The organism is Macrococcus sp. PK, assembly GCF_022501545.1.
Lineage (GTDB): Bacteria > Bacillota > Bacilli > Staphylococcales > Staphylococcaceae > Macrococcoides > Macrococcoides epidermidis.
Genome location: NZ_JAEPRF010000002.1, coordinates 426,447 through 449,833 on the forward strand (window position 1 = coordinate 426,447; position 23,387 = coordinate 449,833).

A 23,387-nucleotide genomic window follows, 5' to 3' on the forward strand; every position below is an offset into this window, starting at 1 on the left:
GATAATAAACTATGAAACAAATTTATTTATATGATGATAACCATTTGTTTATTGGTGTTGATGTTGTAGAAAGTAATAATAAAATATTACCAGAAAAATTTACTGACATTGCACCACCAGATGGTTTATATAGACCTAAATTTGATGGTGAACAATGGATCGAGACTATCACACAAGATGAGCTAGATGAATTGAATAAAGTAACAACATTAATATCGGATACTGAACGTATTGATGCTTTAGAGGGTGCTATGATTGAGATTTTTGAAACACTATCTTAATTTTATAGTGCTTTTTATTATAAATAAATTTTTGAAAGGAGATACTTTAATGATGGCATTATTAATTGCTAATCGTATTGTTCAAGGTAAATATACTTTTGAGCGTTGTCCAGAGTCACTTAAACCACAAGTGAAAGAAATTTTAATTGAAGCTGGTTTACCAGAATTAGCTGAATAATTACATTAGTCACTCTTAACTGAGTGGCTTTTTATTTGGTAGTAGAAAGTAGGCACTTATGAACATGGAAGTATTAAAACAAAGAGTTACTACAATTGAAAATGAAATGAAAGAGATCAAGTCTACTTTAAAAGAATTAGATGACAAGATTGATAATAACGAAAAAAATATCATGGAAAAAGTTGATAAGAATCAGCAAGATATTAAGCAAATATTAAAAGATAATGAGTTACACCAAAAAGAGAAAAGTGATAAATTATATGACAAAATAGATAAGCTTACTGATGCACAATATCAACAAACATTAATGCAAAAGGATATGCAAAATGAACTGAAAACGAATGTAAGAGATTTTACTGAACTAGCGAAAGAACTAAAAGAAAATGATAAATGGAAATCTAGGACTATAGCAGGTTTTGTAATTTCAATCATTCTTATGATTATAGGTTCATTCTGGAAAATGATTGCTGGTATCTCAATATTTTTACCATTCTTATTCTAATTTATTCTTTAGATATTGTAAGTAACATTTATAGAAGTAAAGGAGCACACATATGAAAATAGACACAAAAACTGTTGTTAGAACTGTTGTAATGATTTTAACATGGGTCAATATGTATTTAGCAACAATAGGAATTTCACCGATTCCCGTAAATGAACAAGAAATTAGTATTGTCTTAATGATTATTGTGAATACTTGGACATGGTATAAAAACAATAATATTACTGTTGAAGCTCATTGGGCACAAGCAAAATTAGATAAATATAAAGCAGAAAAGAAATATAACAAAGCAACTGGAAGCACACCAGTAATAAACCATTTTGATGATACACATGGGGGCACTCTTTAATTAGAGTGTCTCTTTTTTATTTGATTTAGAAAGAGAGGGATGGCTTAATGGTAAAAAGTACAGATATAGTTAATTATGTAATGCAATTAGCTAAGAACAAACAAAGTATAGATTATGATGGAAGATTTAACAGCCAATGTTTTTGACCTTACTCAGAAAATATCACATGGTTTCTTTGGACATTGGTTAACTGGTAATGGTGCAAAGGACTTAGTATATTCACCAATACCATCAAATTGGCAACGTATAAAAAATACAGCATCATTTGAACCTCAAGCTGGAGATATTGCTATATGGACTAATGGAACTTATGGACATACAGCAATTATTGTTAATGGTAATCCAGATGGTGATTTAATGAGTTTTATCTCAGTAGATCAAAATTGGTCTGGCAATGGTGATGGACTAGTACCAGCTGAGATTGTTAAACATAATTATAATGGTTTCTGGGGTGTAATAAGACCGCCTTATGAAGATGCTAAAATTGAAGGTTCTAAAAAGGTTAAAACAATAACAGGTAAAGTTAAACCTAAAAAACTTAATATATTACTTGTAGCTGGTCATGGTAAAGGCTATCAATCTAATGATAGTGGAGCTGTAGGCAATAACACTAATGAACGTGATTTTATTAGAACATTTGTAGTTCCTAATGTAGCAAAGTATTTAAAAAAGGTTGGTCATACTGTTTCATACTATGGTGGTAACTCTATGAATCAAGATTTATTTCAAGATACTAAATACGGTATCTATGTTGATTCTAATAATTATCATAAGTATGGTATGTATTGGGTAGCTAAGCAAAAGTATGATGTAATTGTTGAGTTTCATTTAGATGCATCAACTAATACATCAGTTTCAGGTGGTCATGTTATTATCGGAACTGATTTAAAAGCTGATAAAATTGATATTGGTATTCAAAATGCATTGAAAACACATGTTGGTACTATCCGTAATATTGATCCTAGAGATAACTTATTAAATGTGAATGTTGCTAAAAAATTAAATCTAAACTACAGATTAGTAGAATTAGGCTTTATTTCATCTAAGAAAGATATGGATTATATCAAGAAGAACATTCAAATATTCACTAAATCAATTGCTGAAGCTATACATGGTGAATCAATTAAAGGTGTATCAACTCAACCAGTTAAAGTTACAAAGAAAGTTGCTAAAAAGAAAACTAAGGTACAACCTAAAGTTAAATCAAAACCAGTTAAGAAGGTTGCTAAGGCTAAACCTAAATATAAGCATACATACAAAGTCAAAAAAGATGATACCCTTTGGGATATTGCTAATACATATAAAATAACAGTTGATTACTTAAAGAAACTAAATGGTTTAAAATCAGATAGAATCTTTATAGATCAAATACTTATAATTAAGAAATAACCATTAGTGGATAATGGTATAAATAATATAAAAACTACTAAACGCTCATAATCAATATATGATTATGAGCCTTTTTTTATGTCTTCATTTAGTATCTAAGTATTATTTTTGTGATATGATATTGCCATAATATATAATTTATTGGATGGTGATAACATGGATGAAATTAATATCAAACAGCAAATATTAAAATATGAAATGAATCGTGCATTATTCAATATTAAAGATACTCATAAAAGACAAACATTTTTAATTGATGAAAAGAATATTGAAAGATTAGAAAGTTTACAAGCGAGTTTAGAAATTAAACACGCAAAAAATAGCTCATTTGGAGATAATAAGTTATCTGAAGCTGATAGAAATAGAGAACGTAAGTTAGCATCTGGATTAAAAACTAAAGCTGTTAACTTAGCACTAGATAACTTTTTTAATGATTGGGAAGTACAAAATGGTTTAATACCCGAAATAAAAGTTATTCGGTTCAAAGTAGATAATAATGGTAATATGCTAACTGATCCTAAAGCTAAAGGCAAAATTCATAGAGTATACTTCTTTTCTGATTTTCAAAAATATTATGTGATACGACATGATGACAGAGGTAATCAATTAGATGTGAAAGAATATGATAATGAAGATGATGCAAGAGAATACTTTGATTCATTTGATGTTGCTAAAGTTAGAGATGGGAGACCTAGTAAGTGACTTTTCAACTAATAGCTACGATTATTACAGTAATTATTTCTATAGGAACGGTAATATTTAAAGTCTCAACATTTTATTATAACTCAGTTTTTGAAAAGAAATATATATCTAACTTATTTAATAGATCTCTAGTATTATTTGTTATATTATTGTATACTCTTCTTTTATATTTAGATTTGAAAGAATTTTTTAAATTAAATTCTAAATCTTACTCAGATGAAATTATGGTATTTATGGCTGTATATTTTATGTTTGTATTATTTATCCCTTCTTTAATTATTAGCTTTATCTATAATGTATTTTATAAAGAATATGGCAATTACTTTTATTACAATGATAATAAGTGTAAAAATTACATAATATATTATTTACGCACATTTGATGTTTTTGTATGTTCTCATGATGCATCTAATAAGTTTAATTCAAGAAAAGATATTTCTAATAATATTGAGAGTAAAGAACTATTAAAAAAAGAAATAATATATGAAACAAACATTGAGAGCATTACATTTTTTAAATTTAATGAGAACTATAGTAATTTTTCTACTGAATATTTGAATAAGTATTTTTACTTCTCCACTATAAGTTGCATAGTTTTATTAATCATATTCTCAGTTTTACTGCATGTTCAAATAATTTCTTATCATTTCTCATTTATTATGTCAGCAATTTTATTAACATGTCTATTTCTTGTAATTGGTTATTTTATACAACACTTAAAGACCTTAAATGAAATCAAACGCAGAAAACAAAACAAAGCACCTACTCAAAAATCTGAGTAAGTGCTTTTCTTCTATTAAAATAGTTTAATTCCCAATGAATTCCATAAATTCATCTTCTAATCCTTTTAACTTAATAAAATCTCTTAAATCATTATAATCAGATTCCATTTGATCTAAATCTCTTTTTACCTCTTCTAATTCATATTCTGATACAATATTTACATTTCTCATAATATCAATCTCCCTTAGTTTTATTTGATATATTTAATACAATATATTTACAAATAATAGTCAACAAAAATAATACTTTTTGTAATACTTAATTATTTACTAATTATTTTATATGATATATATTAAGCATAGGATTAAATATTGGGAGGGGTATAAATGTCTAAAACTAAATATATTTCTTGGACTGAAGCAGAAGTAAATAAGTTATTAGAACTCAAGAAGATTGGATTAACATACAATGAAATGTCTAACCATTTTAAAAATAGGACAGCTACTCAACTTAAATCTAAGTTTGGATCAATTCAACGTAAAATAAAAGAAGAACAAATCACCAAGAAATCTTCTAAAACAATAACTAGGCAAGTTTGGACTAAAGAAGAAGATGAAATACTACTAAATAACGCACATGAGGATTGGGCTGTTTTATTGGAGTTATTACCTAATAGAACCATTAAATCAATGAAACATAGATTATCCTCAATGAATATAAGTAGAATGAAAACAGTTTTAACAGATGATAATAAAGAATATATAATTAACAATTACTTAAAGAAACCTGTATCAGAATTATCTAAGGAGTTAAATGTTAAAAAGACAACTATATATGGGTTTTTAAATTCTAATAATATTAATGTATCAGACTTTGAATGGGAAGCTCAAAGCATGGAATTAGTTGAAGGAACATTCGGTGTTAAAGTAAGTTTTAGAAAGGTGGTAGTAAAAAATGATTGCGATTAATAACCCATCAGAGTATTATGAAGAGGTTGCACAAGAAGAAGAAATAGAGAGAGTGGCAATTTATGCTCGTAAATCTCGTGCGCATGAGGGTGAAAAAGATTTACAGAATCATTTAGTTAGATTGAAAGCAAGATGTGAATTAAATGAATGGAACTATACAATTTATAAAGAAATAGTTTCTGGTGGCAATTTAGATGACCGTATTGAAATGCAAAGATTATTAGATGATTGTAGAAAAGATTTATATGATGCAGTTGTTGTAGTTGATATAGATAGGCTTTCTCGTGGTAAAGGTAAAGACTTAGATACAATCTTAGGTGTATTTAAAAGATATAATGTTAAAATTGTGCAAGAATCACCTTATGATGTATACGATCTTAATAATTCCAATCAAGCTCAGATGCTAGAAATGAAGATGTTCTTTGGCAATATGGAGCTTATGCAGATTAAAAAGAGACATAAAGAAGGTAAACGATTAGCTAGGTTTATGGGTAAATGGGTAGATGGTGCACCACCATATGGATATAAAATTGATAGGAAAACTAAGTTTTTAATTCCTGATGAAACTGAAGCAGAAGTAATGATTAAAATGAAAGACTACTTTTTAACATACTTTAATACTGTTGAAGTAGCATGGAGATTAAATAAAGAGGGTTATCGAACAAGGTCAGGTGGAGAATGGTTTTCAAGTAGGGTTGCTAAGTTCTTAAAAAATGAGGTTTATACTGGAACATATATCTACAATAAAGGTAAGGGATCATGGAGAAATAAAGATAGTGAATCTTATTCATCTGGTATTCCATATAGTAAACTAGATAAATCACAATGGAAAAAGAAAGAGAACAATCATCCAGCTTTATTTACCAAAGAAGAATACCAACGTATAATGAAACACTTTAATAATCCAACTATTAATCATGGTCATAATAGAAAAATTTATGCATTATCTGGTTTATGTGTTGATTCACAGGGTAGAAGTTTAACTTTAAGAAAAAGTAAGTCTGAAGAAATATCACCAAGACATTTAGTATTATCTAATATGTATAAAGGTAAAGTAGAAAATGAAGAGTTTATCCCAATTGAAACGCAATTAGTACATGAATCTATCTTCGCTTCAATAGAAGTTATAAAAGATAAAATAGCAAATATGTTAAAAGAAGACACACGAGAAGATGAAATAAAATTTACCCAGAATAAAATAGATAATCTTAAATTAGAAATAGAAAAGATAGATAATGCTATTGAGAAAATTCAAGAGGGTTTCATTTTTGGATTATATGATGCTAATGAAGGTAAGCAATTAAAAATGAAACAAGAAGAGAAAATAGAAAAGTTAGAAGAAGAATTATCAAAAGAAATTCAAAGTTTAAGTAAACTATCTAACAGAGATTCACTAGATAGATTAAGTAGAGTAAATAGATTTTTAGAAGATGTAAAGAATGAAAACAATCCCGAAGTGTTAAATAAAATCTATAAAAATATTATATCAGAAATAGTAATTGACATAAGAGCAAGAGACGAAATTGATATAACTGTAAATTTTCTATAGGGGAATAATCATCTCTGCATTAACTATTGGTCACTTTATAAAATCTCTACAGTATAATACAATCATAGTAGGGAGTGTTGTCAATGAGCTTAATAGAAGCGTTGTGGGAATTTGATTTTATTCGCTATTCATTTCTAAGTGGGATGCTAATAGGTATTCTTGCCCCATTAATCGGGACATTTATTGTAGTACGTCGTCTTTCATTAATTGCAGATGCATTAAGTCACGTTACACTCGGTGGTATTGCATTTGGCATGCTTTTATCAAAATTGATTGCCGTTACTATTAATCCGGTTTGGACCGGGATATTATTCTCAATCACAGGCTCTCTTTTAATTGAGAAACTTCGTTCTTTATATAAACATTACCAGGAGTTAGCAATACCGATAATCATGAGTTTTGGAATTGGATTGAGTGTTATCTTCATTTCATTTGCGGATGGATTTAATCAGGACCTATTTGGTTATTTATTCGGAAGTATCAGTGCAGTAACTTTAAATGATGTATTTATTATTTTAGCAATTTTTGTTTTAGTGCTTGTATTTATCTTTGTATTATATAAAGAGTTGTTTATTCTATCTTTTGATGAGGAATATGCTGCAATAATCGGTGTACCGAAGCACGTACATATTTTATTTATGCTAATGGTGGCGCTTGTAATTTCTGCATCGATGCGTGTCGTTGGAATTCTATTAGTGAGTAGTTTAATCACCCTGCCTGTAGCAAGTGCCATGCGTTTTGCAAAAGGCTATAAGCAACTGATGCTGTGGAGTGTTGTGATAGGTGAATGTTCAGTCTTAATCGGACTAATTATTGCGTTTTATCTAGATATATCTCCAGGTGGAGTAATTGTAATGCTGCTTGTATTAGTGTTGCTTTTTGCCCTTTCTATCAGTAATATGAAAGAAAAAGGAGGTATTTCAAATGAATACTGATGATGCGATTAAAGTTTTAAAAGACAATGGACATAAATATACGGACAAACGTCGTGATATGATAAGTATGTTACATGATACAAGTAAATACCTTAATGCAAAACAAATGCAGGAAGAACTAAATGAGAAATATCCGGGCATTTCATTTGATACAATATATAGAAATTTAAATTTATTTGATGAATTAAATATTATCGAAGTGACAGAACTTGATGGTGAAAAGAAATTTAGACTATCATGTACGACACATCATCATCACCATTTTATATGTGAAAAATGTGGTGAAACACGTGTCGTTGAATTTTGTCCAATTGCAACATTTGAAGCGGAACTTGATAATGTTGAAATCCATAGTCATAAAATTGAACTATATGGATTATGTGAACGTTGTAAATAAGAAAAGGAGAAAACAGTTAACTGTCTTCTCCTTTTCTTATTGGAAATTGTTCTTTAATTAATGTATCTAATTCCAGCCAGGATTTTACCCGTGTAACGCCAGCTGGTAATTCACTTTGATTATAAGGTGTATCAAATAAATACACTGGAATGTTTAATGCGTTGTGAATTTCAATCGCATTATCAAGTTTATCCTCAAAAAATGCATCAACATTAAGACGTCTTGCTGTTTCTATCTTTTCATGTGAACCTGTAAGTTCAATGTGATGATAGGGCACATTGTGTGTTTTAAACCAGTCAATTGTTAATTCTTGTAAGTAAGAATGTCTGGCACTGATAAAGATCAGTTGATAATAATTGGCCCAATTCGATAAAACCTGGTCTGCATCATTATGAACTGGAGAATATTTATATATTTCATGTTCATTATCTTTAAACCATTGATAAATTTCTGATTCAGGAATATTAAGTACATTAGATAAGTCATATTCAGTAATATCTTCATATTTAAAATCTTTATTAAATGATCTTTGAAGATAAGGTACTAAAGCAGTAGGGCATGTTACAGTACCATCAATATCTATGCCCATACGAAACTTTTTATTCATTTACTGCCTGCTCTTGATTTAATTTTTCTTCAGCTTGCTTTTTAAAGTATTCCTCAGCTAATTTATCAATTTCAATCTTCAATTCTTCTACCATCGTTTCCTCTGGAACTTTTCTGACTGTTTTACCTTTCATAAATAACAAGCCTTCACCACGTGCACCGGCAATACCGATATCTGCTTCACGTGCTTCACCGGGACCATTAACCGCACAACCCAATACAGCAACTTTTAACGGTGCTTTAATCGTTGAGATGTATTCTTCTACTTCATTTGCAATAGAAATGAGATCTATTTCAATACGTCCACAAGTAGGACAAGATATTAATGTAGCTGCATTGCTTGCTAATCCAAATGATTTTAATAATTCTCTAGCTACTTTAACTTCTTCGACAGGATCCGCTGATAAAGAGATACGAAGTGTATTTCCGATACCTAAACTCATGATTGCACCAAGTCCTGCTGCAGATTTAACTGTTCCTGCAAATAATGTACCACTTTCAGTAATACCTAAATGTAGTGGATAATCAAAAGCTTGCGCAGCTTTTGTGTAAGCCTCTATTGCTAAGTTAACGTCACTTGCTTTCATCGATACGATGATATCATGGAAATCCAGGTCTTCTAAAATTTTGATATGATGTAATGCACTTTCAACCATACCATCTGCAGTTGGATAACCGTATTTTTTTATGATATGTTTTTCAAGCGATCCAGCATTAACACCAATACGGATGGGTATACCTTTTGCTTTACATGCTTTTACTACTTCCTCTACCTTTTCACGACGCCCGATATTACCTGGATTGATACGAATTTTATCAGCGCCACCTTCGATAGCAAGTAATGCTAATTTATAATCAAAATGAATATCCACAACAAGTGGGATATTAATTTGTTTTTTAATTTCTGCAATTGCCAGTGCATCTTCTTCTTTTGGGCAAGCTACACGTACAATTTGGCAACCTGCTTCTTCAAGACGCTTAATTTCTGCAACTGTCGCTTCAACGTCATGTGTTTTCGTTGTCGTCATACTTTGTATGATAAGCTCATCACTTCCACCGATTGTAAGATCTCCAACCTTCACTGGACGTGTATTTCTTCTATGTGTGATTTCAGGCATTTATAAAACTCCTTTAATTTTAAGTATGAATAATGTCATAACATATTTATTATATAGAATAATAACATTAAATTGTATTGTTTTGTTTTAAGATTCAAACTTTACTTTTTTACGAGGTAAATTATGAACAGTTACTAATATGAGGACTGCGAGCACTGTCCATGAGCATATGATGAAAAACATATTGTATTTTATATTCAATAACCCTAAAAATAAAATAATTGAAGGTAGTGTTAATAAAAATGTTGTTATTTTAAGCCAGTTCATAAATCGGGACTTTCTTTTAAATAGTACTGAGACAACGTGTGCAACTGTACTGATAAATATAATTTTTATGACAGTAGTGATAAATTGAATGAAAATCAGAAAACCGATAATAATCGACAGATAAAAGTAACTAGAAGTAGTATACGTTTTTAAAAAAGTAATAAAACTCGTTTTATCATTAAACATCGGCAAATTTAAATACGACAAGAAGGTAGATTCATCTACTTGTATACCGTATTTCTGAAACGACATGACATGATTTTCCGGTGATTGTTTTTTATTTGAAAATAAAATTTTATAAGGTGGAACATCGATTGTTTTTTCTTCTTTCAAGACAAGTATGTTATCTTTAATTTTAAAGTCAGGTATTTCATGCTGTTTATTTTCCACCATCTGATTTGCAACATTAATAGCATTGTAATAATGAATACTATTAGGAATTGAGAAAAGAAATGCAATGATAAATATATGTAAAAAAATATATCTGAGCTTTACCGTTCTGAACAAAGGATATTGTTTAGGCTTCCTTAACCTTTTCAAGTGCTTAATATACAAATTACTTCCTCCTAGAATGCATTAAATGTTTGGAGATGAGACAACACTATTATTCTATCAAAAAAAATCATTTTGATATATAAGCAAAGTAGTTGAGAACGCTATCTTAAGTTGATATGATGAATATGTACTTAAAACTTAAGGAGGATGATTAATTATGGCTTTTGAATTACCACAATTACCATATGCATATGATGCATTAGAACCACACATCGATAAAGAAACTATGGAGATTCACCATACGAAACACCATAATACTTACGTTACTAACTTAAACGCTGCAGTAGAAGGAACAGAATTTGCGGATCTTTCTATCGAAGATTTAATGAAAAGAATTAACGAAGTACCTGCTGATAAGAAAACAGCTGTTGTAAATAATGGTGGTGGACACTATAATCACTCTTTATTCTGGACTTTACTTGCACCAGGTAAAGAAGCTACTGGTGAAGTAGTTGATGCAATCAACGCTAAATTCGGTTCTTTAGACGCTTTTAAAGAAGAATTCGCTAAAGCTGCAACTACACGTTTTGGTTCTGGTTGGGCTTGGTTAGTAGTAAACAATGGAGAATTAGAAGTAGTTTCTACACCAAACCAAGAGAATCCATTAATGGAAGGTAAAACACCGATCTTAGGTTTAGATGTATGGGAACATGCTTATTACCTAAACTATCAAAATAAACGTCCTGACTATATTGCAGCATTCTGGAATGTAGTAAACTGGGAAAAAGTAAACGAATTATATTTAGCTGCTAAATAGTTGTTAATCATAATTCGTAAAAATAAAGAGACATTTCATCTGAAATGTCTCTTTATTTGTGTTTTTATATCAAAAATATAGAAAATATGTGTTAATTCATATATTATTAAAAGATAAATGGTTAGTGATGGGGGATTTCCTTTGAAACGTGTTAAACAAGAATCAAATGAACTTAAACAAAAGCGACTGATGAACCGTAGAATCAGCGTTATCTTTATGGCAATTGTTTCATTATTAATCATCCTTGTTCTTAGATTAGGATACCTTCAGATTGTTAAAGGTGAAACGTATAAAAAAGCAGTGGATAATAATGAAAATATAGAAGTAAATGAATCAGTTCCAAGAGGCAGAATTTATGATCGCAACGGTAAATTGTTGGTTGATAATACTTCAAAGAAAGCTATTACATACACACGTGACCGTATGACAAGTCGCAGTGAAATGCTTGATACTGCAAAGAAATTACATAAATTGATGTTTATGCCTACAGATGCATTGACTTTAAGGGATAAGCAGGATTTCTTTATATTGACGCATAAAGATGAAGTGGATCAGTTGATGAAGAAAGAATTACAATTATTTGATACCGGTGAAATTTCTCAGGATGAATATAATGAAGCGGTATATAAAAAGTTAACAGAAGATAAATTGAAATCAATGTCACAAGATGAATTAGAAATAGCAGCAATTTTTCGCGAAATGAGCAGTGGTAGTCAGTTAAGTCCTCAAATTATTAGAAACGAAAACGTGTCAGAAAAAGAATATGCATTAGTTTCTCAGAATTTAAGTGAATTACCTGGTGTGAATACAACAATGGATTGGGATAGAAAATATCTTTATGGTAAGACATTACGTACAATGTTTGGAAATGTTTCATCAAAAGAAGAAGGATTACCTAAAGAATTAGTAGACTATTATTTATCTAAAGGATATTCGCGTAATGATAGAGTAGGACAAAGTTATCTCGAATTTCAATATGAAAATGTGTTACGAGGTAAAAAGAAGAAGATGCGTTATTTAACAGATAAATCAGGGAAAATCATCAATTCAGAAGTGATTTCTGAAGGATCAAGAGGAAATGATCTGGTTTTATCTATTGATATAGATCTACAACTTCAAGTTGAAAAATTAGTAGATAAGCATATTCAAATTTTACGCTCTATGAATGCCAAATCGATGGATAAAGTTTTAGTAGTCATACAAGATCCTAGCAATGGTGATATTCTTGCATTAGCTGGAAGACAAATTGATAAGAATGGTAAGATATCAGACTATCATTATGGGACATTTACATCTCAATATGCAGTTGGGTCTACGGTAAAAGGCGCAACATTACTTACTGGATATAGTAATAATGCGATATATGTTGGAGAGGATATGATTGACCAACCTTTAGTATTTAAAGGTGGCGTAGAAAAACGTTCATATTTTAATCCAACAGGCAAAATAGAAATCGATGATAAAGAAGCATTAATGCACTCGTCAAACGTATATATGTTTAAGACTGCATTAAAGATGGCAGGTTTAAATTATTCTAACAATATGTCATTACCTGCGGATATAACAGAAGTAGGATTAAAACTAAGAAAAGGCTTAAATCAGTTTGGATTAGGCGTTAAAACAGGTATTGATTTACCAAATGAAGTAACAGGTCAAACAGGTACACTGAAGAATAATCCTGGTAATTATCTGGATTTAGCGATCGGACAATATGATACATATACGCCTTTACAACTTTCTCAGTATGTTTCAACGATTGCTAATGATGGTTATAGAATACAGCCACACTTAGTTAAAGAAGTTCGTGGAGCTTCAAAGACAGATAAAATAGGACCAATTAAAGAAAGTATTAAAGGAAAAGTATTGAATCGAATAAATAATTCACAAGAAGAAATTGATCAGGTGAAAGATGGGTTCGACATGGCATTTAATAACGAACTTGGTACAGGTTATAAAAGTTTTGCTAATACGATAGTAAAAAGTGCTGGAAAAACCGGAACAGCAGAAGTATTCCAGGATGGCAAATCACGCGTAAATTCTACGTATATTGGTTATGCACCTATGGACAAACCAAGTATGAGTTTCGCTATCATCTATACTAATCAACCTGTTCCACCACCATGGCTACCTGGTGGAGATTTGGGAAGAGATATAATAAATGAATATTTTAAAGACAAAGCGGGTAAGAAAACTAAAGTGATAGAAACAGGTTCTTCAGGTGTACAAAGTGCGATTTCAAATGGTGCTGAGCAGAATAACACACAATAATGTATTCAACGATAATAAATCCTTAAAAAATAAGATTTCTTGAGTAAAAGGCAATGCGACTATGCATTGTCTTTTTTTCTTTACATAAAATTTACATTACATTCATCTTGAATTAACAATCTTACACTATAGTAAGTAGTGTAATAAACAAATACAAATTATTCGTCTATTCAATTAGGAGGACTTTCAAAATGAAAAAATGGCAATTAGTAGGTTCAACAACTGTTTTAGGTACTGCATTATTATTAGGTGCTTGTGGTGGTGCAGCTGACAAGAAAGAAGATAATGCTTCTGAAGATAAAGGTGCTAGTACTGATACAGCAGCTAAAGATATTAAAGGTGAAGTGAAAGGTGACGGTTCTACAACTGTAGCTCCAATCATCGAAAAAATCAACGAAGAATTCAATGCTGAATATCCAGATGTAACTGTATCTGTTGGTACTTCAGGTACTGGTGGTGGTTTCGAGAAATTCATCGCTGGTGAAACTGACTTCTCAAATGCTTCACGTGACATTAAAGACGAAGAGAAAAAAGCTTTAGAAGATAAAAAAATCGAATATACTGAATTCAAAATTGCTACTGACGGTTTAACTGTTGCTGTAAATAAAGATAATGATTTTGTTGATTACTTAACATTTGAAGAATTAGCTAAGATTTACTCTGGAAAAGCTAAAACTTGGAAAGATGTTCGTGCTGACTTCCCAACTGAAGAAATTAAAGCATTCTCTCCTGACCAATCACATGGTACTTATGACTTCTTTAGTGAAGAAGTATTAGATAAAGGTGAAATCAAAGCTGAGAAAAACGCTGATACAAACGTAATCGTTAAATCAGTTCAAGATAACAAAGCAGGTGTCGGATTCTTCGGATATAACTTCTTCCAGGAAAACAAAGATAACTTAAAAGCTGTTAAGATTCAAAAAGAAGGTAAAGGCGAAGGTGTAGAAGCGACTGAAGAAACAGTTAAAGATGGTTCTTACCCATTAAGCCGTCCATTATACATCTATGCTAAAAACGATTCAATTAAAGAAAACGCTGCATTCAAAGAATTCTTAAAGTTTACTTTAGAAAAATCTAAAGATGCTGCTACTGAATCTGGTTATGTTGCTTTAGAAGATAAAATATATGAAGAAGATTTAAAGAAATTAGAAGAAGTTAAATAATTATTAACTTAATAATTATTCAAATATGAAATTTTTCTAAGGGACGAAATTTTTCGTCCCTTTTAAAATGAAGGAGTCTAAACTATGGAAAATAAAATTTCTGTACAAGATTTGATTGCTCAAAACAAGAGTAAAGGATCTTCGAAAAACATCATTGAAAAGATGATTCCAACAATTTTAGCTGTCATTGCTTCAATTTCAATTTTAACGACAATTGGAATCCTGATTACATTATTAACTGAAACAATTACGTTCTTTACCCGTGTTTCATTTGCAGACTTTTTCCTTGAAAAAGAATGGAATGCGTTTGGCCAAGATCCGAAATTTGGTATTATCTCATTAATTTTAGGAACATTAAAAGTAACATTTATCGCTACAATATTTGCAGTCCCTGTTGGTTTAGGTGCAGCATTATATTTAAGTGAATATGCAAGTGACCGTGCGCGAAGAATCATTAAACCTATTTTAGAAATCTTAGCGGGGATTCCAACAATCGTTTATGGATTCTTTGCATTAACATTTGTAACGCCGTTATTACGCTCTGTATGGCCAGACTTAGGAAGTTTTAATGCAATCAGTCCTGGTTTAGTAATTGGTATTATGATTGTACCGATGATTGCTTCATTATCTGAAGATGCGATGAGTGCAGTACCTCAAGCAATTCGTGAAGGAGCTTTAGGTTTAGGATCGACGAAATTAGAAACTGCTATCAAAGTAGTTTTCCCTGCAGCATTATCTGGGATTTTAGCTTCTATCGTATTAGCAGTATCACGTGCTATCGGTGAAACAATGATCGTATCACTTGCTGCTGGTAGTTCACCAGAATTCTCTTTAGATTTCACTAACTCATTACAAACGATGACAGCATTTATCGTTCAGGTTGCGACTGGTGATGCTACTTATGGATCTGATATCTACTACAGTATCTATGCAGTAGGATTTACATTATTCGTATTTACATTAATTATGAACTTCATTTCACAATGGGTTACTAAACGATTCAGAGAGGAGTATTAATATGGAATTAATTAATCATGAAACAGTTGAAAAGAAACTCTCTGGCAGACTGTCAAAAAATAAAATTGTTAAATTTCTTTTCTTCTTATGTACAATGATCGGTTTGGTTGTACTGGCAATTTTATTATTTGATATTATTCGTAAAGGGGCAGGATATTTAACGCCTCAGTTTTTTACAAACTTCTCATCTACAACACCAGAAAAAGCAGGTATTAAAGGTGCTTTGATCGGAACATTATGGTTAATGATGACAATTGCGCCTATCGCAGTAACTTTAGGTGTGGCAACTGCTATTTACATGGAAGAGTATGCAAAAGATAATGCATTTACTAGATTTATTAAAGTTAATATCGCTAACTTAGCATCTGTACCATCGGTTGTATTTGGATTGTTAGGATTAACATTATTTGTACGTGGTGCCGGTATTGAATCACTTTCTCTTGGAAAGTCGGTTTTAGCGGCAGCACTTACAATGTCATTAATGATTTTACCGGTTATAATCGTTTCTAGTCAGGAAGCGATCAGAGCAGTACCTAATGCGATTCGTGAAGCTTCATTAGGATTAGGTGGAACGAAATGGCAGACGATTACAAATGTTGTATTACCAGCTTCAATTCCTGGTATTTTAACGGGTACAATTTTAGCTTTATCTCGTGCCATTGGTGAGACTGCACCATTAGTAGTTATCGGTATTCCAACTATCTTCATGAAAACTCCTGATAGTATTATGGACAGATTCCAGGCTTTACCAATGCAAATCTTTACATGGGCTAAATTACCGAAAGCTGAATTCCAGTTTGTATCTTCAGCTGCGATTATCGTGCTATTAATTATGTTAATTGCTATGAACTCAATTGCTATTTTTATCCGTAATAAATATCAGAAAAAATTCTAGTTTTTAATTTGAGAGGGGTCTTATAATGAATAACAACGTAAAAGTTTCAAATGATGTAAAGAATAATGAAAAAGTTATCGTTACAACTGAAACAGTAAACAATACAGGCAGTGAAAATATAAAAAAAGAACGTAATATCGTAACAGGTCAAACACCAAATCCAACAAATCGTAATATAGTTTATCAAACAAAAAATTTAGATTTATGGTATGGTGATCATCATGCTTTACAAAATATCAATTTAGATATTTTAGAAAATGAAGTAACAGCAATTATCGGACCATCAGGTTGTGGTAAGTCAACTTATATCAAAACTTTAAATCGTATGATTGAATTAATCCCAAGCGTAAGAACTTCTGGAGAAATTCTATACCGTGGAGATAATATTTTTGATAAAAGTTATAAAGTTGAACACTTAAGAACTCGTGTAGGGATGGTTTTCCAAAAGCCTAACCCATTCCCAAAATCTATCTATGATAACATTACTTATGGGCCAAGAATCCATGGGATAACTGATAAAAAAATCTTAGATGAAATCGTTGAAAAATCTCTTCGCGGTGCTGCAATTTGGGATGAAACAAAAGACAGATTAGATAAAAATGCTTATGGTTTATCTGGTGGACAACAACAACGTATTTGTATCGCACGTTGTTTAGCAATTGAGCCAGATGTTATATTAATGGATGAGCCTACATCTGCATTAGATCCAATTTCAACTTTAAAAGTAGAAGAGTTAGTTCAGGAAATTAAAAATCAATATTCAATCATTATCGTTACGCATAACATGCAACAAGCTGCTCGTATTTCAGACAAAACAGCATTCTTCTTAAATGGTTACGTCAACGAGTATGATACAACGGATAAGATCTTCTCTAACCCAGCTGACGAACAAACAGAACGTTATATTTCAGGAAGGTTTGGTTGATATGAGAGAAATATACGAAGAAAGTTTACAACATTTAGAAGAAAGTGTTTTAAAACTTGCCGATGAAGTTTATAGAACTATCGAAAAAAGTATTAATGTATTAAGTGATGATGAAAAATCTGTTGCTAGAGAAATTATTGAACATGATCAGGTTATTAATGCTATGGAAAGTAATATAGACGATCAGATTATCAGTTTAATTACTAAACAACAACCTATTGCTACAGACTTAAGAATGATTTTATCTTCAAGCAAAATATCTTCAGAACTTGAAAGAATGGGAGATAATGCAGCAAATATAGCTAAGATTCGTAAAAGAGTAAAATTTGAAGATGAATATATTTTGATGCGTCTTAAAACAATGGGAAAACTTAGTATGTTAATGCTAGCTGATCTTAAAGAAGCACACAAAAATAATGATGTGAATTTAGTTAAAGAAATTATTGAGCGAGATAATGATATTGATGATTTATATAAAGAAATTATTAATAGTGCATATTTAATCGACAATGATCCATATATTTCTGGACAAGCACATTTAGCTGGTCGTTACCTTGAAAGAATTGGTGATCACATTACTAATATCGCTGAAAGTGTTTATTTCACGATTACTGGTGAAAGATTTAACTAATTCATAAATTAGTACTAGATAATTCATGCGACACATGTTATTATAGAAAAGTCGTATGGATATTTAGAAACGTGAGGAGGGAACAACTATGCGCGTTAATGTTACTTTAGCTTGTACTGAATGTGGTGAAAGAAACTACATCACTAAAAAAAATAAACGTAATAACCCAGAACGTATTGAAATGTCAAAATACTGTGCAAGAGATAATAAAAAAACTTTACACAGAGAAACTAAATAATTTTTGAGCAGACATGAATTTTCATGTCTGTTTTTTTATGTGCGTTCCATTCTTTATGCTATATTGTATAATATAAGTGAGGTGAGAAAATGACAATTAAATCAGATAAAAAAGATTTACGATTAGCGATGCTTGCGCAGTTAAAGCATAACCAAAATAAAACTGAAAAAGAAGATTCGATAATACATACTTTTATTAATGAAGATGTATTTAGAAATGCGAATTCAATTGGTATCACGATGAGTATGAATCATGAATTAGATACGAGATGGTTAATAGAATATGCAGCGGGTCTTGGAAAAAAAGTATATGTTCCATATTGTGACTATAAAACGAAACAGATGCACTTTGTAAGATATACTTCAGAAGAGGACATTGTAAAAGATTCATATGGTATAGATATCATGAACCATCAGCAGGAAGTTGGTACGCAGCCAGAATTACTTGTTGTTCCTGGTGTCATTTTTAATGAAGATGGTTATCGTATTGGATACGGTGGTGGTTATTTTGATAAATTTTTAAGTCATTATACAGGACAAACAGTAAGTTTAATCTTTGAAGTTCAACTTGGTGAAGTGTTAATTGAACCACATGATATTCCTGTTTCGATGCTTATTACTGAGAAAAGAATAATAATTAATGAGGACAATCAATGATAACAGAGAAGTTTAAATGGAAAAACATCTATGAATATATAAAATATACTGATTATGATTTTATAACAACTTCAGAGGCATTGGATGATGTATGGCTGTATAGTCGTAGTAAAAAAACATTAAAACGTATCATACTCAGTAAACAGACAGCACAATCAACGATGTTTATGGTTCAGAAAATAATGGATCATCATGAAGAAATTGAGCGTTTAGTAAGTCAATCGGTTGAACATTATGAAATATTGCTTATCGACCAGGAAATCCAAATCAATGAGATGCCTCTAAATATTAAAGTGATATCATGTCCGAATTCTCAGTCAGTAAAACAAACACTAAACACACCTTTTAAAGCGATATCGAATAAAACAAAGCCACAATCTGTATCGTGGTATCAAAATAGAGTAATTAAAAAAAATCCGATAGATACTGCTATGATTAAGTTTACACCGCTTACGTATTTATTGATTTTGATAAATATCATTTGTTTCATTGCAATGAATATTTGGCATATGACGCATAAAGTCGATACGCTCGTTGAAAAAGGTGGATTAACGCATTTTAATTTTCTTCATGGTGATTATTACAGAGTGATATCTTCAATGTTTCTCCATTTTGATTTTCAGCATTTATTGTTTAATATGATGTCACTATTTATTCTCGGCAAAATTATAGAATATTTATATCTAAAAAGACAGTATCTTCTGATATATATTTGTGGTGGTATTATAGGTAATTTAGTTTCTCTGGCATTTGATACGACTTCTATATCTGTTGGAGCAAGTGGAGCTATTTGTGCATTGATGGGTGCAGCAATAGCGTATATCATCTTTAGTGGGAAATTTGATAAAAAATTTATTATGCAAATACTAATAGGTAGTATTATCTATCTCGCAGCAAGTTCTTTATTTGCCAATGTTAATAACTATGCTCATTTTGGTGGTTTATTTGGCGGTTTGTTCATTGCAATGCTAATACATTTATATAATATGAAAAGTCAGTATTTTAAATGGATGAGTGCTGGTTTAGTTATTATAGTAATTTTGTTACTCTTTAATATTTTTTCTGAAAAAGAACATCATATTTATAATGAATTTGCTGCACAGGCCATAGCTGCAGGAAATGATCAGGATGCGAAGGAAATTCTAACTACTACTATTCAAAAAGGTTATGATAATGACGAAACATATGTATATTATGGTTTGCTGAAGACAAAACAGGAAAGTTTATCAAACGGTATTGCTGAATGGAAAAAAGGATTGAACAAGTTTCCTGATAGCGATAAACTAAACTATCAGATGGCTTTGGCTATGCGTGCAATGGATGATTATGATAGCGCTAATAAATATTTGAACAAGGCAATTCAACGCAATAGAATATCTTCTTATATAAAACTTCAAAAAGAATTTAAAGAATTCAGGTGAAACAATGCAGTCATTTTACGATGTGCAACAGTTACTTAAACAATTTGGTATTATTATATATTTTAAAGATGAAAAAGATACGATTGAAATGATGAATCAGGAGATAAAATCATTACATGATGCCGGTATTATTACGAATGAACAGTTTGTGCAGGCACGTTTAATATTAAATCAGAGAAAGATGGGAAAAATATGATTATTTTAGCTGCGGATATTGGGGGCACTACTTGTAAGTTAGGTGTTCTTGATGAAACCTTAGAAATACTACATAAATGGGAGATTCCAACCAAAACTGAAAATAATGGCGAAAGTATATTGAAGAATGTATATGACTCTTTTGTAGTTAACGCGAAACATAAAAATTATGATATGAATGATGTTCTTGGTATAGGATTAGGTGTTCCCGGTCCAATTGATTTTAAAACGGGTGTTGTTAATGGTGCGATCAATTTAAACTGGCATGGAAAGATCAATATTAAAGAACAATTTGAAAAGTTAAGTGGATTACCGGTCTATGTTGACAACGACGCTAATGTGGCAACTTTAGGAGAAAAATTTAAAGGTGCTGGACAGAATGAACCTGATGTGATTTGTGTGACACTTGGTACTGGTGTCGGTGGCGGTATAATAAGCAATAATGAACTTGTCCATGGTCACAATGGTTCTGGTGGAGAACTTGGGCATTTTAAAGTTGATTTTAAAGAACGATTCCAATGCAACTGTGGAAAGAAAGGTTGCTTAGAAACAGTTGCGAGTGCGACAGGCGTTGTTAATCTATCTTATCATTACTATGCTGAACTACAATTCCAGACGGTAATTGAAGATGCGATAAAAAATAGAACACTACAGGCTAAAATGGTTTTTGATGCTGCAAAAGCTGGAGATGAATTTGCGACATACGTTATAAAGAAAGTTGCGAGAAATTTAGCATATGCATTGAGTGTATTTAGTGTTGTAACGAATCCTAAATATATCATCATTGGTGGTGGTGTATCTAAAGCTGGTGATTTCTTAATTCAGCATATTGAAGATGTCTATCGTGAAATAACTTTTACGCCTGCGACGCAAGGTACTAAAGTTGTAACAGCGACTTTAGGCAATGATGCTGGAATTATTGGTGCTGCAGGTTTGATCAAACAATATGTGAAAAAGGAGCAAGTATAATGGCAATTATTGATGTTGTAGTAATTCCTTTAGACGGTAAGTCGATCAGTGTGAGTAAGTATATCGCGGAAATTCAAGTAATATTAGAAGATTTAAAGCAGCAGGGTAAAATCGATTATATGTTAACACCAATGAGTACTTTAATAGAAGGAGAATTACACGAATGTCTCATGGCTCTAGAAGCTATACATGAGTCACCTTTTAAGCAGGGATTAGATCGTGTATGTACAAATATTAGAATTGATGACAGAAGAGATAAAAAACGAAAGATGATTGACAAGATAGATGCAGTAAATAAACATCTGAAATAAAAAATAAAACCAGGACAAAATGTCCTGGTCTTATTTTTAGTGATGTAAAATTGGATATCCGTATGTGAAGATTGTTGCTAGTGAAAAGAATCCAAATGATAAAGTAGCTAATAAGCCAAAGATAATGCCTAATACATTTTTAGATTTAACAGCATTTAATAAAGCTTTGATTGATAAGAAAAATACTGCTAACATTAAAAGTGAAAAGATATTTACACCAATATGAATTTTTGTACCAAAGATTTCAAATAATTCGCCTGTGTTAATAAACGGCATGACATAACCCCCATGAAATTACTTTTATTATCATTAATATTGTATAATTAATAAATAACTTTGTCGAGTACATTTTTTAGGAGGAGCAATTTATGGATAAAATAAAATTACCTTTAGGGCAAATACAAACAAACTGCTATATCATACATAATGATTCTGAAATATTGATTTTTGATCCTGGAGATGAACCAGAAAAGATTATCGATGCTGTATTACCACTAAATAAGAAAGTGATCGCTGTTATTCTAACACATACACATTTTGATCATATCGGAGCAGTAGATGCGATTTGTGAGCGATTTAATGTACCGGTCTATGTATCACAAGAAGAGGAATACTGGTTAACGGATACGATTAAAAATGGTTCAGAAAAATTTAAACAGTATGGTCTAGAACCAGTGATTGCAAAGACAAAGCCTTTAATAATGAAACTTGGGAAGCAGACGATTGGTTCGTTTACGTTTGATGTGCGTCATACACCCGGACATTCGCCAGGTAGTCAATCTTTTATTTTTAATAACTTTGCAATAGTTGGAGATACATTATTCAAAGAAAGTATCGGTCGTACTGACTTATACGAGGGTAACACACAACAATTATTAAATAGTATTGATCAGCAGCTCATGACACTTGATGAGCAATTTATTATTTGTCCGGGACATGGTGCATATACCACAGTTCAACATGAGATGGATTGTAATCCGTTTTTAAATGGCTATTAAAAAAAACCTTCCGTAAAGGAAGGTTTTTTATTCGTGATGGCCAAAACTTGGCTCTAATAAGAAAGTTGAATAGTATGTGAAACCTACGAAACATACAACTAAGTATGCTGCAAAAATATACATATACATTCTTTCAGTTAATTTTAAGTAACCTAATAATACAAAAAATCCAGTTTGAGCAACGAAAATGAATGACATCATTGACATACCGCCAACGTAGAACATTACTGCAAATATCGCTGTCCAGAATCCTAAAGTTTTAAAAACTTTATCCATATGGTTATTCCCCCTATATTCAAACTCTTCATATCACTTATTATTATAAAGATAAGCATTTAATAAGTAAACCTCTAATTTTGTAAAAATGATGGAAATAAATGGATTTATTCAACCGTTTCATAAGAAAATAAATTAATGAAATAAA

General features: G+C 31.0%; 31 protein-coding genes. 25 read left to right on the forward strand and 6 right to left on the reverse strand.

Annotation, left to right across the window (positions count from 1 at the left end; all coding sequences use genetic code 11):
• The first annotated feature begins 11 nt into the window (after nucleotides 1-11).
• The 7 genes from JJJ02_RS02500 to JJJ02_RS02530 all read left to right on the forward strand — a co-directional run bounded on the left by JJJ02_RS02500 (nucleotide 12) and on the right by JJJ02_RS02530 (nucleotide 4,183).
• Nucleotides 12-281 (forward strand): hypothetical protein, encoded by a 270-nt coding sequence (locus JJJ02_RS02500; RefSeq protein WP_240837172.1) that lies wholly within the window; start codon nucleotides 12-14, stop codon nucleotides 279-281.
• A gap of 49 nt (nucleotides 282-330) precedes the next feature.
• A complete protein-coding gene (locus JJJ02_RS13295; protein WP_255724757.1) occupies nucleotides 331-459 on the forward strand; it encodes a CD1375 family protein in 129 nt (42 codons plus the stop codon).
• 58 nt (nucleotides 460-517) lie between these two features.
• Nucleotides 518-961 (forward strand): coiled-coil domain-containing protein, encoded by a 444-nt coding sequence (locus JJJ02_RS02505; RefSeq protein WP_240837174.1) that lies wholly within the window; start codon nucleotides 518-520, stop codon nucleotides 959-961.
• 52 nt (nucleotides 962-1,013) lie between these two features.
• Nucleotides 1,014-1,310 (forward strand): phage holin, encoded by a 297-nt coding sequence (locus JJJ02_RS02510; protein ID WP_240837176.1) that lies wholly within the window; start codon nucleotides 1,014-1,016, stop codon nucleotides 1,308-1,310.
• A 117-nt stretch (nucleotides 1,311-1,427) separates the two neighbouring features.
• Nucleotides 1,428-2,699 (forward strand): N-acetylmuramoyl-L-alanine amidase, encoded by a 1,272-nt coding sequence (locus JJJ02_RS02515; RefSeq protein ID WP_304653854.1) that lies wholly within the window; start codon nucleotides 1,428-1,430, stop codon nucleotides 2,697-2,699.
• 141 nt (nucleotides 2,700-2,840) lie between these two features.
• Nucleotides 2,841-3,401, forward strand: a complete 561-nt coding sequence (locus tag JJJ02_RS02525) for a hypothetical protein (RefSeq protein WP_240837178.1) — start codon at nucleotides 2,841-2,843, stop codon at nucleotides 3,399-3,401.
• A complete protein-coding gene (locus JJJ02_RS02530; RefSeq protein ID WP_240837180.1) occupies nucleotides 3,398-4,183 on the forward strand; it encodes a hypothetical protein in 786 nt (261 codons plus the stop codon). Before JJJ02_RS02525 ends, JJJ02_RS02530 begins: the two co-directional genes overlap by 4 nt.
• A gap of 24 nt (nucleotides 4,184-4,207) precedes the next feature.
• On the opposite strand, the gene JJJ02_RS02535 is transcribed toward JJJ02_RS02530, so the two are convergent.
• Complete coding sequence (locus tag JJJ02_RS02535; RefSeq protein WP_240837182.1) at nucleotides 4,208-4,354, reverse strand: hypothetical protein; 147 nt, start codon at nucleotides 4,352-4,354, stop codon at nucleotides 4,208-4,210.
• A 156-nt stretch (nucleotides 4,355-4,510) separates the two neighbouring features.
• Here JJJ02_RS02535 and JJJ02_RS02540 point away from each other — a divergent pair, with 156 nt between their 5' ends.
• From JJJ02_RS02540 to JJJ02_RS02555, 4 genes are all read left to right on the forward strand, one after another.
• Complete coding sequence (locus JJJ02_RS02540; protein ID WP_240837184.1) at nucleotides 4,511-5,092, forward strand: SANT/Myb-like DNA-binding domain-containing protein; 582 nt, start codon at nucleotides 4,511-4,513, stop codon at nucleotides 5,090-5,092.
• A complete protein-coding gene (locus JJJ02_RS02545; RefSeq protein WP_240837186.1) occupies nucleotides 5,079-6,641 on the forward strand; it encodes a recombinase family protein in 1,563 nt (520 codons plus the stop codon). The genes JJJ02_RS02540 and JJJ02_RS02545 overlap by 14 nt, the downstream gene beginning before the upstream one ends.
• An 83-nt stretch (nucleotides 6,642-6,724) precedes the next feature.
• Entirely contained in the window at nucleotides 6,725-7,576 is an 852-nt protein-coding gene (locus tag JJJ02_RS02550) for a metal ABC transporter permease (RefSeq protein WP_111715192.1), read from the forward strand.
• Nucleotides 7,566-7,973 carry a Fur family transcriptional regulator gene (locus tag JJJ02_RS02555; protein WP_096076344.1) on the forward strand — a complete coding sequence of 136 codons (408 nt, stop codon included), beginning with the start codon at nucleotides 7,566-7,568 and terminating at the stop codon, nucleotides 7,971-7,973. The genes JJJ02_RS02550 and JJJ02_RS02555 overlap by 11 nt, the downstream gene beginning before the upstream one ends.
• Before the next feature lie 16 nt (nucleotides 7,974-7,989).
• Here the strand turns inward: JJJ02_RS02555 and JJJ02_RS02560 are convergent, their stop codons facing one another.
• The 3 genes from JJJ02_RS02560 to JJJ02_RS02570 all read right to left on the reverse strand — a co-directional run bounded on the left by JJJ02_RS02560 (nucleotide 7,990) and on the right by JJJ02_RS02570 (nucleotide 10,519).
• Nucleotides 7,990-8,580, reverse strand: coding sequence for an LNS2 domain-containing protein (locus JJJ02_RS02560; RefSeq protein WP_239242768.1), 591 nt, complete (start codon nucleotides 8,578-8,580; stop codon nucleotides 7,990-7,992).
• Nucleotides 8,573-9,688: a flavodoxin-dependent (E)-4-hydroxy-3-methylbut-2-enyl-diphosphate synthase gene (gene ispG, locus JJJ02_RS02565; RefSeq protein ID WP_199798213.1), complete on the reverse strand. Its 1,116-nt coding sequence runs from the start codon at nucleotides 9,686-9,688 to the stop codon at nucleotides 8,573-8,575. Before ispG ends, JJJ02_RS02560 begins: the two co-directional genes overlap by 8 nt.
• Before the next feature lie 96 nt (nucleotides 9,689-9,784).
• On the reverse strand, nucleotides 9,785-10,519 hold the full coding sequence (locus tag JJJ02_RS02570) for a DUF1189 family protein (protein WP_239242767.1): 735 nt from the start codon (nucleotides 10,517-10,519) through the stop codon (nucleotides 9,785-9,787).
• A gap of 157 nt (nucleotides 10,520-10,676) precedes the next feature.
• On the opposite strand from JJJ02_RS02570, the gene JJJ02_RS02575 reads away from it, so the two are divergent.
• The 13 genes from JJJ02_RS02575 (at nucleotide 10,677) to JJJ02_RS02635 (ending at nucleotide 21,965) form a co-directional block, all read left to right on the forward strand.
• The gene (locus JJJ02_RS02575) at nucleotides 10,677-11,276 is read left to right on the forward strand and encodes a superoxide dismutase (protein ID WP_111715187.1); all 600 of its coding nucleotides are present in this window, start codon (nucleotides 10,677-10,679) and stop codon (nucleotides 11,274-11,276) included.
• 189 nt (nucleotides 11,277-11,465) lie between these two features.
• Nucleotides 11,466-13,544, forward strand: a complete 2,079-nt coding sequence (locus JJJ02_RS02580; RefSeq protein ID WP_239242845.1) for a peptidoglycan D,D-transpeptidase FtsI family protein — start codon at nucleotides 11,466-11,468, stop codon at nucleotides 13,542-13,544.
• A gap of 191 nt (nucleotides 13,545-13,735) precedes the next feature.
• A complete protein-coding gene (locus tag JJJ02_RS02585) occupies nucleotides 13,736-14,707 on the forward strand; it encodes a phosphate ABC transporter substrate-binding protein PstS family protein (protein WP_240837188.1) in 972 nt (323 codons plus the stop codon).
• Nucleotides 14,708-14,791: 84 nt separating this feature from the next.
• A complete protein-coding gene (gene pstC, locus JJJ02_RS02590; protein WP_239242765.1) occupies nucleotides 14,792-15,724 on the forward strand; it encodes a phosphate ABC transporter permease subunit PstC in 933 nt (310 codons plus the stop codon).
• Nucleotide 15,725: 1 nt separating this feature from the next.
• A complete protein-coding gene (gene pstA, locus JJJ02_RS02595) occupies nucleotides 15,726-16,619 on the forward strand; it encodes a phosphate ABC transporter permease PstA (protein WP_111715180.1) in 894 nt (297 codons plus the stop codon).
• A gap of 25 nt (nucleotides 16,620-16,644) precedes the next feature.
• Nucleotides 16,645-17,544 carry a phosphate ABC transporter ATP-binding protein PstB gene (pstB, locus tag JJJ02_RS02600; protein WP_239242764.1) on the forward strand — a complete coding sequence of 300 codons (900 nt, stop codon included), beginning with the start codon at nucleotides 16,645-16,647 and terminating at the stop codon, nucleotides 17,542-17,544.
• Nucleotides 17,537-18,175, forward strand: coding sequence for a phosphate signaling complex protein PhoU (gene phoU / locus JJJ02_RS02605; protein ID WP_111715179.1), 639 nt, complete (start codon nucleotides 17,537-17,539; stop codon nucleotides 18,173-18,175). The genes pstB and phoU overlap by 8 nt, the downstream gene beginning before the upstream one ends.
• A gap of 88 nt (nucleotides 18,176-18,263) precedes the next feature.
• Nucleotides 18,264-18,413, forward strand: coding sequence for a 50S ribosomal protein L33 (rpmG, locus tag JJJ02_RS02610; protein WP_096076353.1), 150 nt, complete (start codon nucleotides 18,264-18,266; stop codon nucleotides 18,411-18,413).
• An 89-nt stretch (nucleotides 18,414-18,502) separates the two neighbouring features.
• A complete protein-coding gene (locus JJJ02_RS02615; RefSeq protein ID WP_111715177.1) occupies nucleotides 18,503-19,069 on the forward strand; it encodes a 5-formyltetrahydrofolate cyclo-ligase in 567 nt (188 codons plus the stop codon).
• Nucleotides 19,066-20,490 (forward strand): rhomboid family intramembrane serine protease, encoded by a 1,425-nt coding sequence (locus tag JJJ02_RS02620; RefSeq protein WP_240837190.1) that lies wholly within the window; start codon nucleotides 19,066-19,068, stop codon nucleotides 20,488-20,490. Before JJJ02_RS02615 ends, JJJ02_RS02620 begins: the two co-directional genes overlap by 4 nt.
• Before the next feature lie 4 nt (nucleotides 20,491-20,494).
• Nucleotides 20,495-20,686: a YqgQ family protein gene (locus JJJ02_RS02625; RefSeq protein WP_111715173.1), complete on the forward strand. Its 192-nt coding sequence runs from the start codon at nucleotides 20,495-20,497 to the stop codon at nucleotides 20,684-20,686.
• Nucleotides 20,683-21,654: an ROK family glucokinase gene (locus tag JJJ02_RS02630; protein WP_111715172.1), complete on the forward strand. Its 972-nt coding sequence runs from the start codon at nucleotides 20,683-20,685 to the stop codon at nucleotides 21,652-21,654. The genes JJJ02_RS02625 and JJJ02_RS02630 overlap by 4 nt, the downstream gene beginning before the upstream one ends.
• Nucleotides 21,654-21,965: an MTH1187 family thiamine-binding protein gene (locus tag JJJ02_RS02635; protein ID WP_111715170.1), complete on the forward strand. Its 312-nt coding sequence runs from the start codon at nucleotides 21,654-21,656 to the stop codon at nucleotides 21,963-21,965. Before JJJ02_RS02630 ends, JJJ02_RS02635 begins: the two co-directional genes overlap by 1 nt.
• Nucleotides 21,966-22,001: 36 nt before the next feature.
• Here JJJ02_RS02635 and JJJ02_RS02640 read toward each other — a convergent pair whose 3' ends face one another.
• Nucleotides 22,002-22,241, reverse strand: coding sequence for a DUF2759 domain-containing protein (locus tag JJJ02_RS02640; RefSeq protein WP_096076359.1), 240 nt, complete (start codon nucleotides 22,239-22,241; stop codon nucleotides 22,002-22,004).
• Nucleotides 22,242-22,333: 92 nt separating this feature from the next.
• Between JJJ02_RS02640 and JJJ02_RS02645 the strand changes: the two genes are divergently transcribed.
• Nucleotides 22,334-22,963, forward strand: coding sequence for an MBL fold metallo-hydrolase (locus JJJ02_RS02645; protein ID WP_239242761.1), 630 nt, complete (start codon nucleotides 22,334-22,336; stop codon nucleotides 22,961-22,963).
• Between the two features lie 27 nt (nucleotides 22,964-22,990).
• On the opposite strand, the gene JJJ02_RS02650 is transcribed toward JJJ02_RS02645, so the two are convergent.
• Complete coding sequence (locus tag JJJ02_RS02650) at nucleotides 22,991-23,239, reverse strand: DUF2626 domain-containing protein (RefSeq protein WP_099578437.1); 249 nt, start codon at nucleotides 23,237-23,239, stop codon at nucleotides 22,991-22,993.
• Between the last annotated feature and the right edge of the window lie 148 nt (nucleotides 23,240-23,387).

Excerpts from the sequence above, each read along its gene's own strand:
- JJJ02_RS02500 (WP_240837172.1), top strand. The coding sequence starts at position 12 with ATGAAACAAATTTATTTATATGATGATAACCATTTGTTTATTGGTGTT.
- JJJ02_RS13295 (WP_255724757.1), top strand. The coding sequence starts at position 331 with ATGATGGCATTATTAATTGCTAATCGTATTGTTCAAGGTAAATATACT.
- JJJ02_RS02505 (WP_240837174.1), top strand. The coding sequence starts at position 518 with ATGAACATGGAAGTATTAAAACAAAGAGTTACTACAATTGAAAATGAA.
- JJJ02_RS02510 (WP_240837176.1), top strand. The coding sequence starts at position 1,014 with ATGAAAATAGACACAAAAACTGTTGTTAGAACTGTTGTAATGATTTTA.
- JJJ02_RS02515 (WP_304653854.1), top strand. The coding sequence starts at position 1,428 with ATGGAAGATTTAACAGCCAATGTTTTTGACCTTACTCAGAAAATATCA.
- JJJ02_RS02535 (WP_240837182.1), bottom strand. The coding sequence starts at position 4,354 with ATGAGAAATGTAAATATTGTATCAGAATATGAATTAGAAGAGGTAAAA.
- JJJ02_RS02540 (WP_240837184.1), top strand. The coding sequence starts at position 4,511 with ATGTCTAAAACTAAATATATTTCTTGGACTGAAGCAGAAGTAAATAAG.
- JJJ02_RS02545 (WP_240837186.1), top strand. The coding sequence starts at position 5,079 with ATGATTGCGATTAATAACCCATCAGAGTATTATGAAGAGGTTGCACAA.
- JJJ02_RS02550 (WP_111715192.1), top strand. The coding sequence starts at position 6,725 with ATGAGCTTAATAGAAGCGTTGTGGGAATTTGATTTTATTCGCTATTCA.
- JJJ02_RS02555 (WP_096076344.1), top strand. The coding sequence starts at position 7,566 with ATGAATACTGATGATGCGATTAAAGTTTTAAAAGACAATGGACATAAA.
- JJJ02_RS02560 (WP_239242768.1), bottom strand. The coding sequence starts at position 8,580 with ATGAATAAAAAGTTTCGTATGGGCATAGATATTGATGGTACTGTAACA.
- JJJ02_RS02575 (WP_111715187.1), top strand. The coding sequence starts at position 10,677 with ATGGCTTTTGAATTACCACAATTACCATATGCATATGATGCATTAGAA.
- JJJ02_RS02580 (WP_239242845.1), top strand. The coding sequence starts at position 11,466 with ATGAACCGTAGAATCAGCGTTATCTTTATGGCAATTGTTTCATTATTA.
- JJJ02_RS02585 (WP_240837188.1), top strand. The coding sequence starts at position 13,736 with ATGAAAAAATGGCAATTAGTAGGTTCAACAACTGTTTTAGGTACTGCA.
- pstC (WP_239242765.1), top strand. The coding sequence starts at position 14,792 with ATGGAAAATAAAATTTCTGTACAAGATTTGATTGCTCAAAACAAGAGT.
- pstA (WP_111715180.1), top strand. The coding sequence starts at position 15,726 with ATGGAATTAATTAATCATGAAACAGTTGAAAAGAAACTCTCTGGCAGA.
- pstB (WP_239242764.1), top strand. The coding sequence starts at position 16,645 with ATGAATAACAACGTAAAAGTTTCAAATGATGTAAAGAATAATGAAAAA.
- rpmG (WP_096076353.1), top strand. The coding sequence starts at position 18,264 with ATGCGCGTTAATGTTACTTTAGCTTGTACTGAATGTGGTGAAAGAAAC.
- JJJ02_RS02615 (WP_111715177.1), top strand. The coding sequence starts at position 18,503 with ATGACAATTAAATCAGATAAAAAAGATTTACGATTAGCGATGCTTGCG.
- JJJ02_RS02620 (WP_240837190.1), top strand. The coding sequence starts at position 19,066 with ATGATAACAGAGAAGTTTAAATGGAAAAACATCTATGAATATATAAAA.
- JJJ02_RS02625 (WP_111715173.1), top strand. The coding sequence starts at position 20,495 with ATGCAGTCATTTTACGATGTGCAACAGTTACTTAAACAATTTGGTATT.
- JJJ02_RS02630 (WP_111715172.1), top strand. The coding sequence starts at position 20,683 with ATGATTATTTTAGCTGCGGATATTGGGGGCACTACTTGTAAGTTAGGT.
- JJJ02_RS02635 (WP_111715170.1), top strand. The coding sequence starts at position 21,654 with ATGGCAATTATTGATGTTGTAGTAATTCCTTTAGACGGTAAGTCGATC.
- JJJ02_RS02640 (WP_096076359.1), bottom strand. The coding sequence starts at position 22,241 with ATGCCGTTTATTAACACAGGCGAATTATTTGAAATCTTTGGTACAAAA.
- JJJ02_RS02645 (WP_239242761.1), top strand. The coding sequence starts at position 22,334 with ATGGATAAAATAAAATTACCTTTAGGGCAAATACAAACAAACTGCTAT.
- JJJ02_RS02650 (WP_099578437.1), bottom strand. The coding sequence starts at position 23,239 with ATGGATAAAGTTTTTAAAACTTTAGGATTCTGGACAGCGATATTTGCA.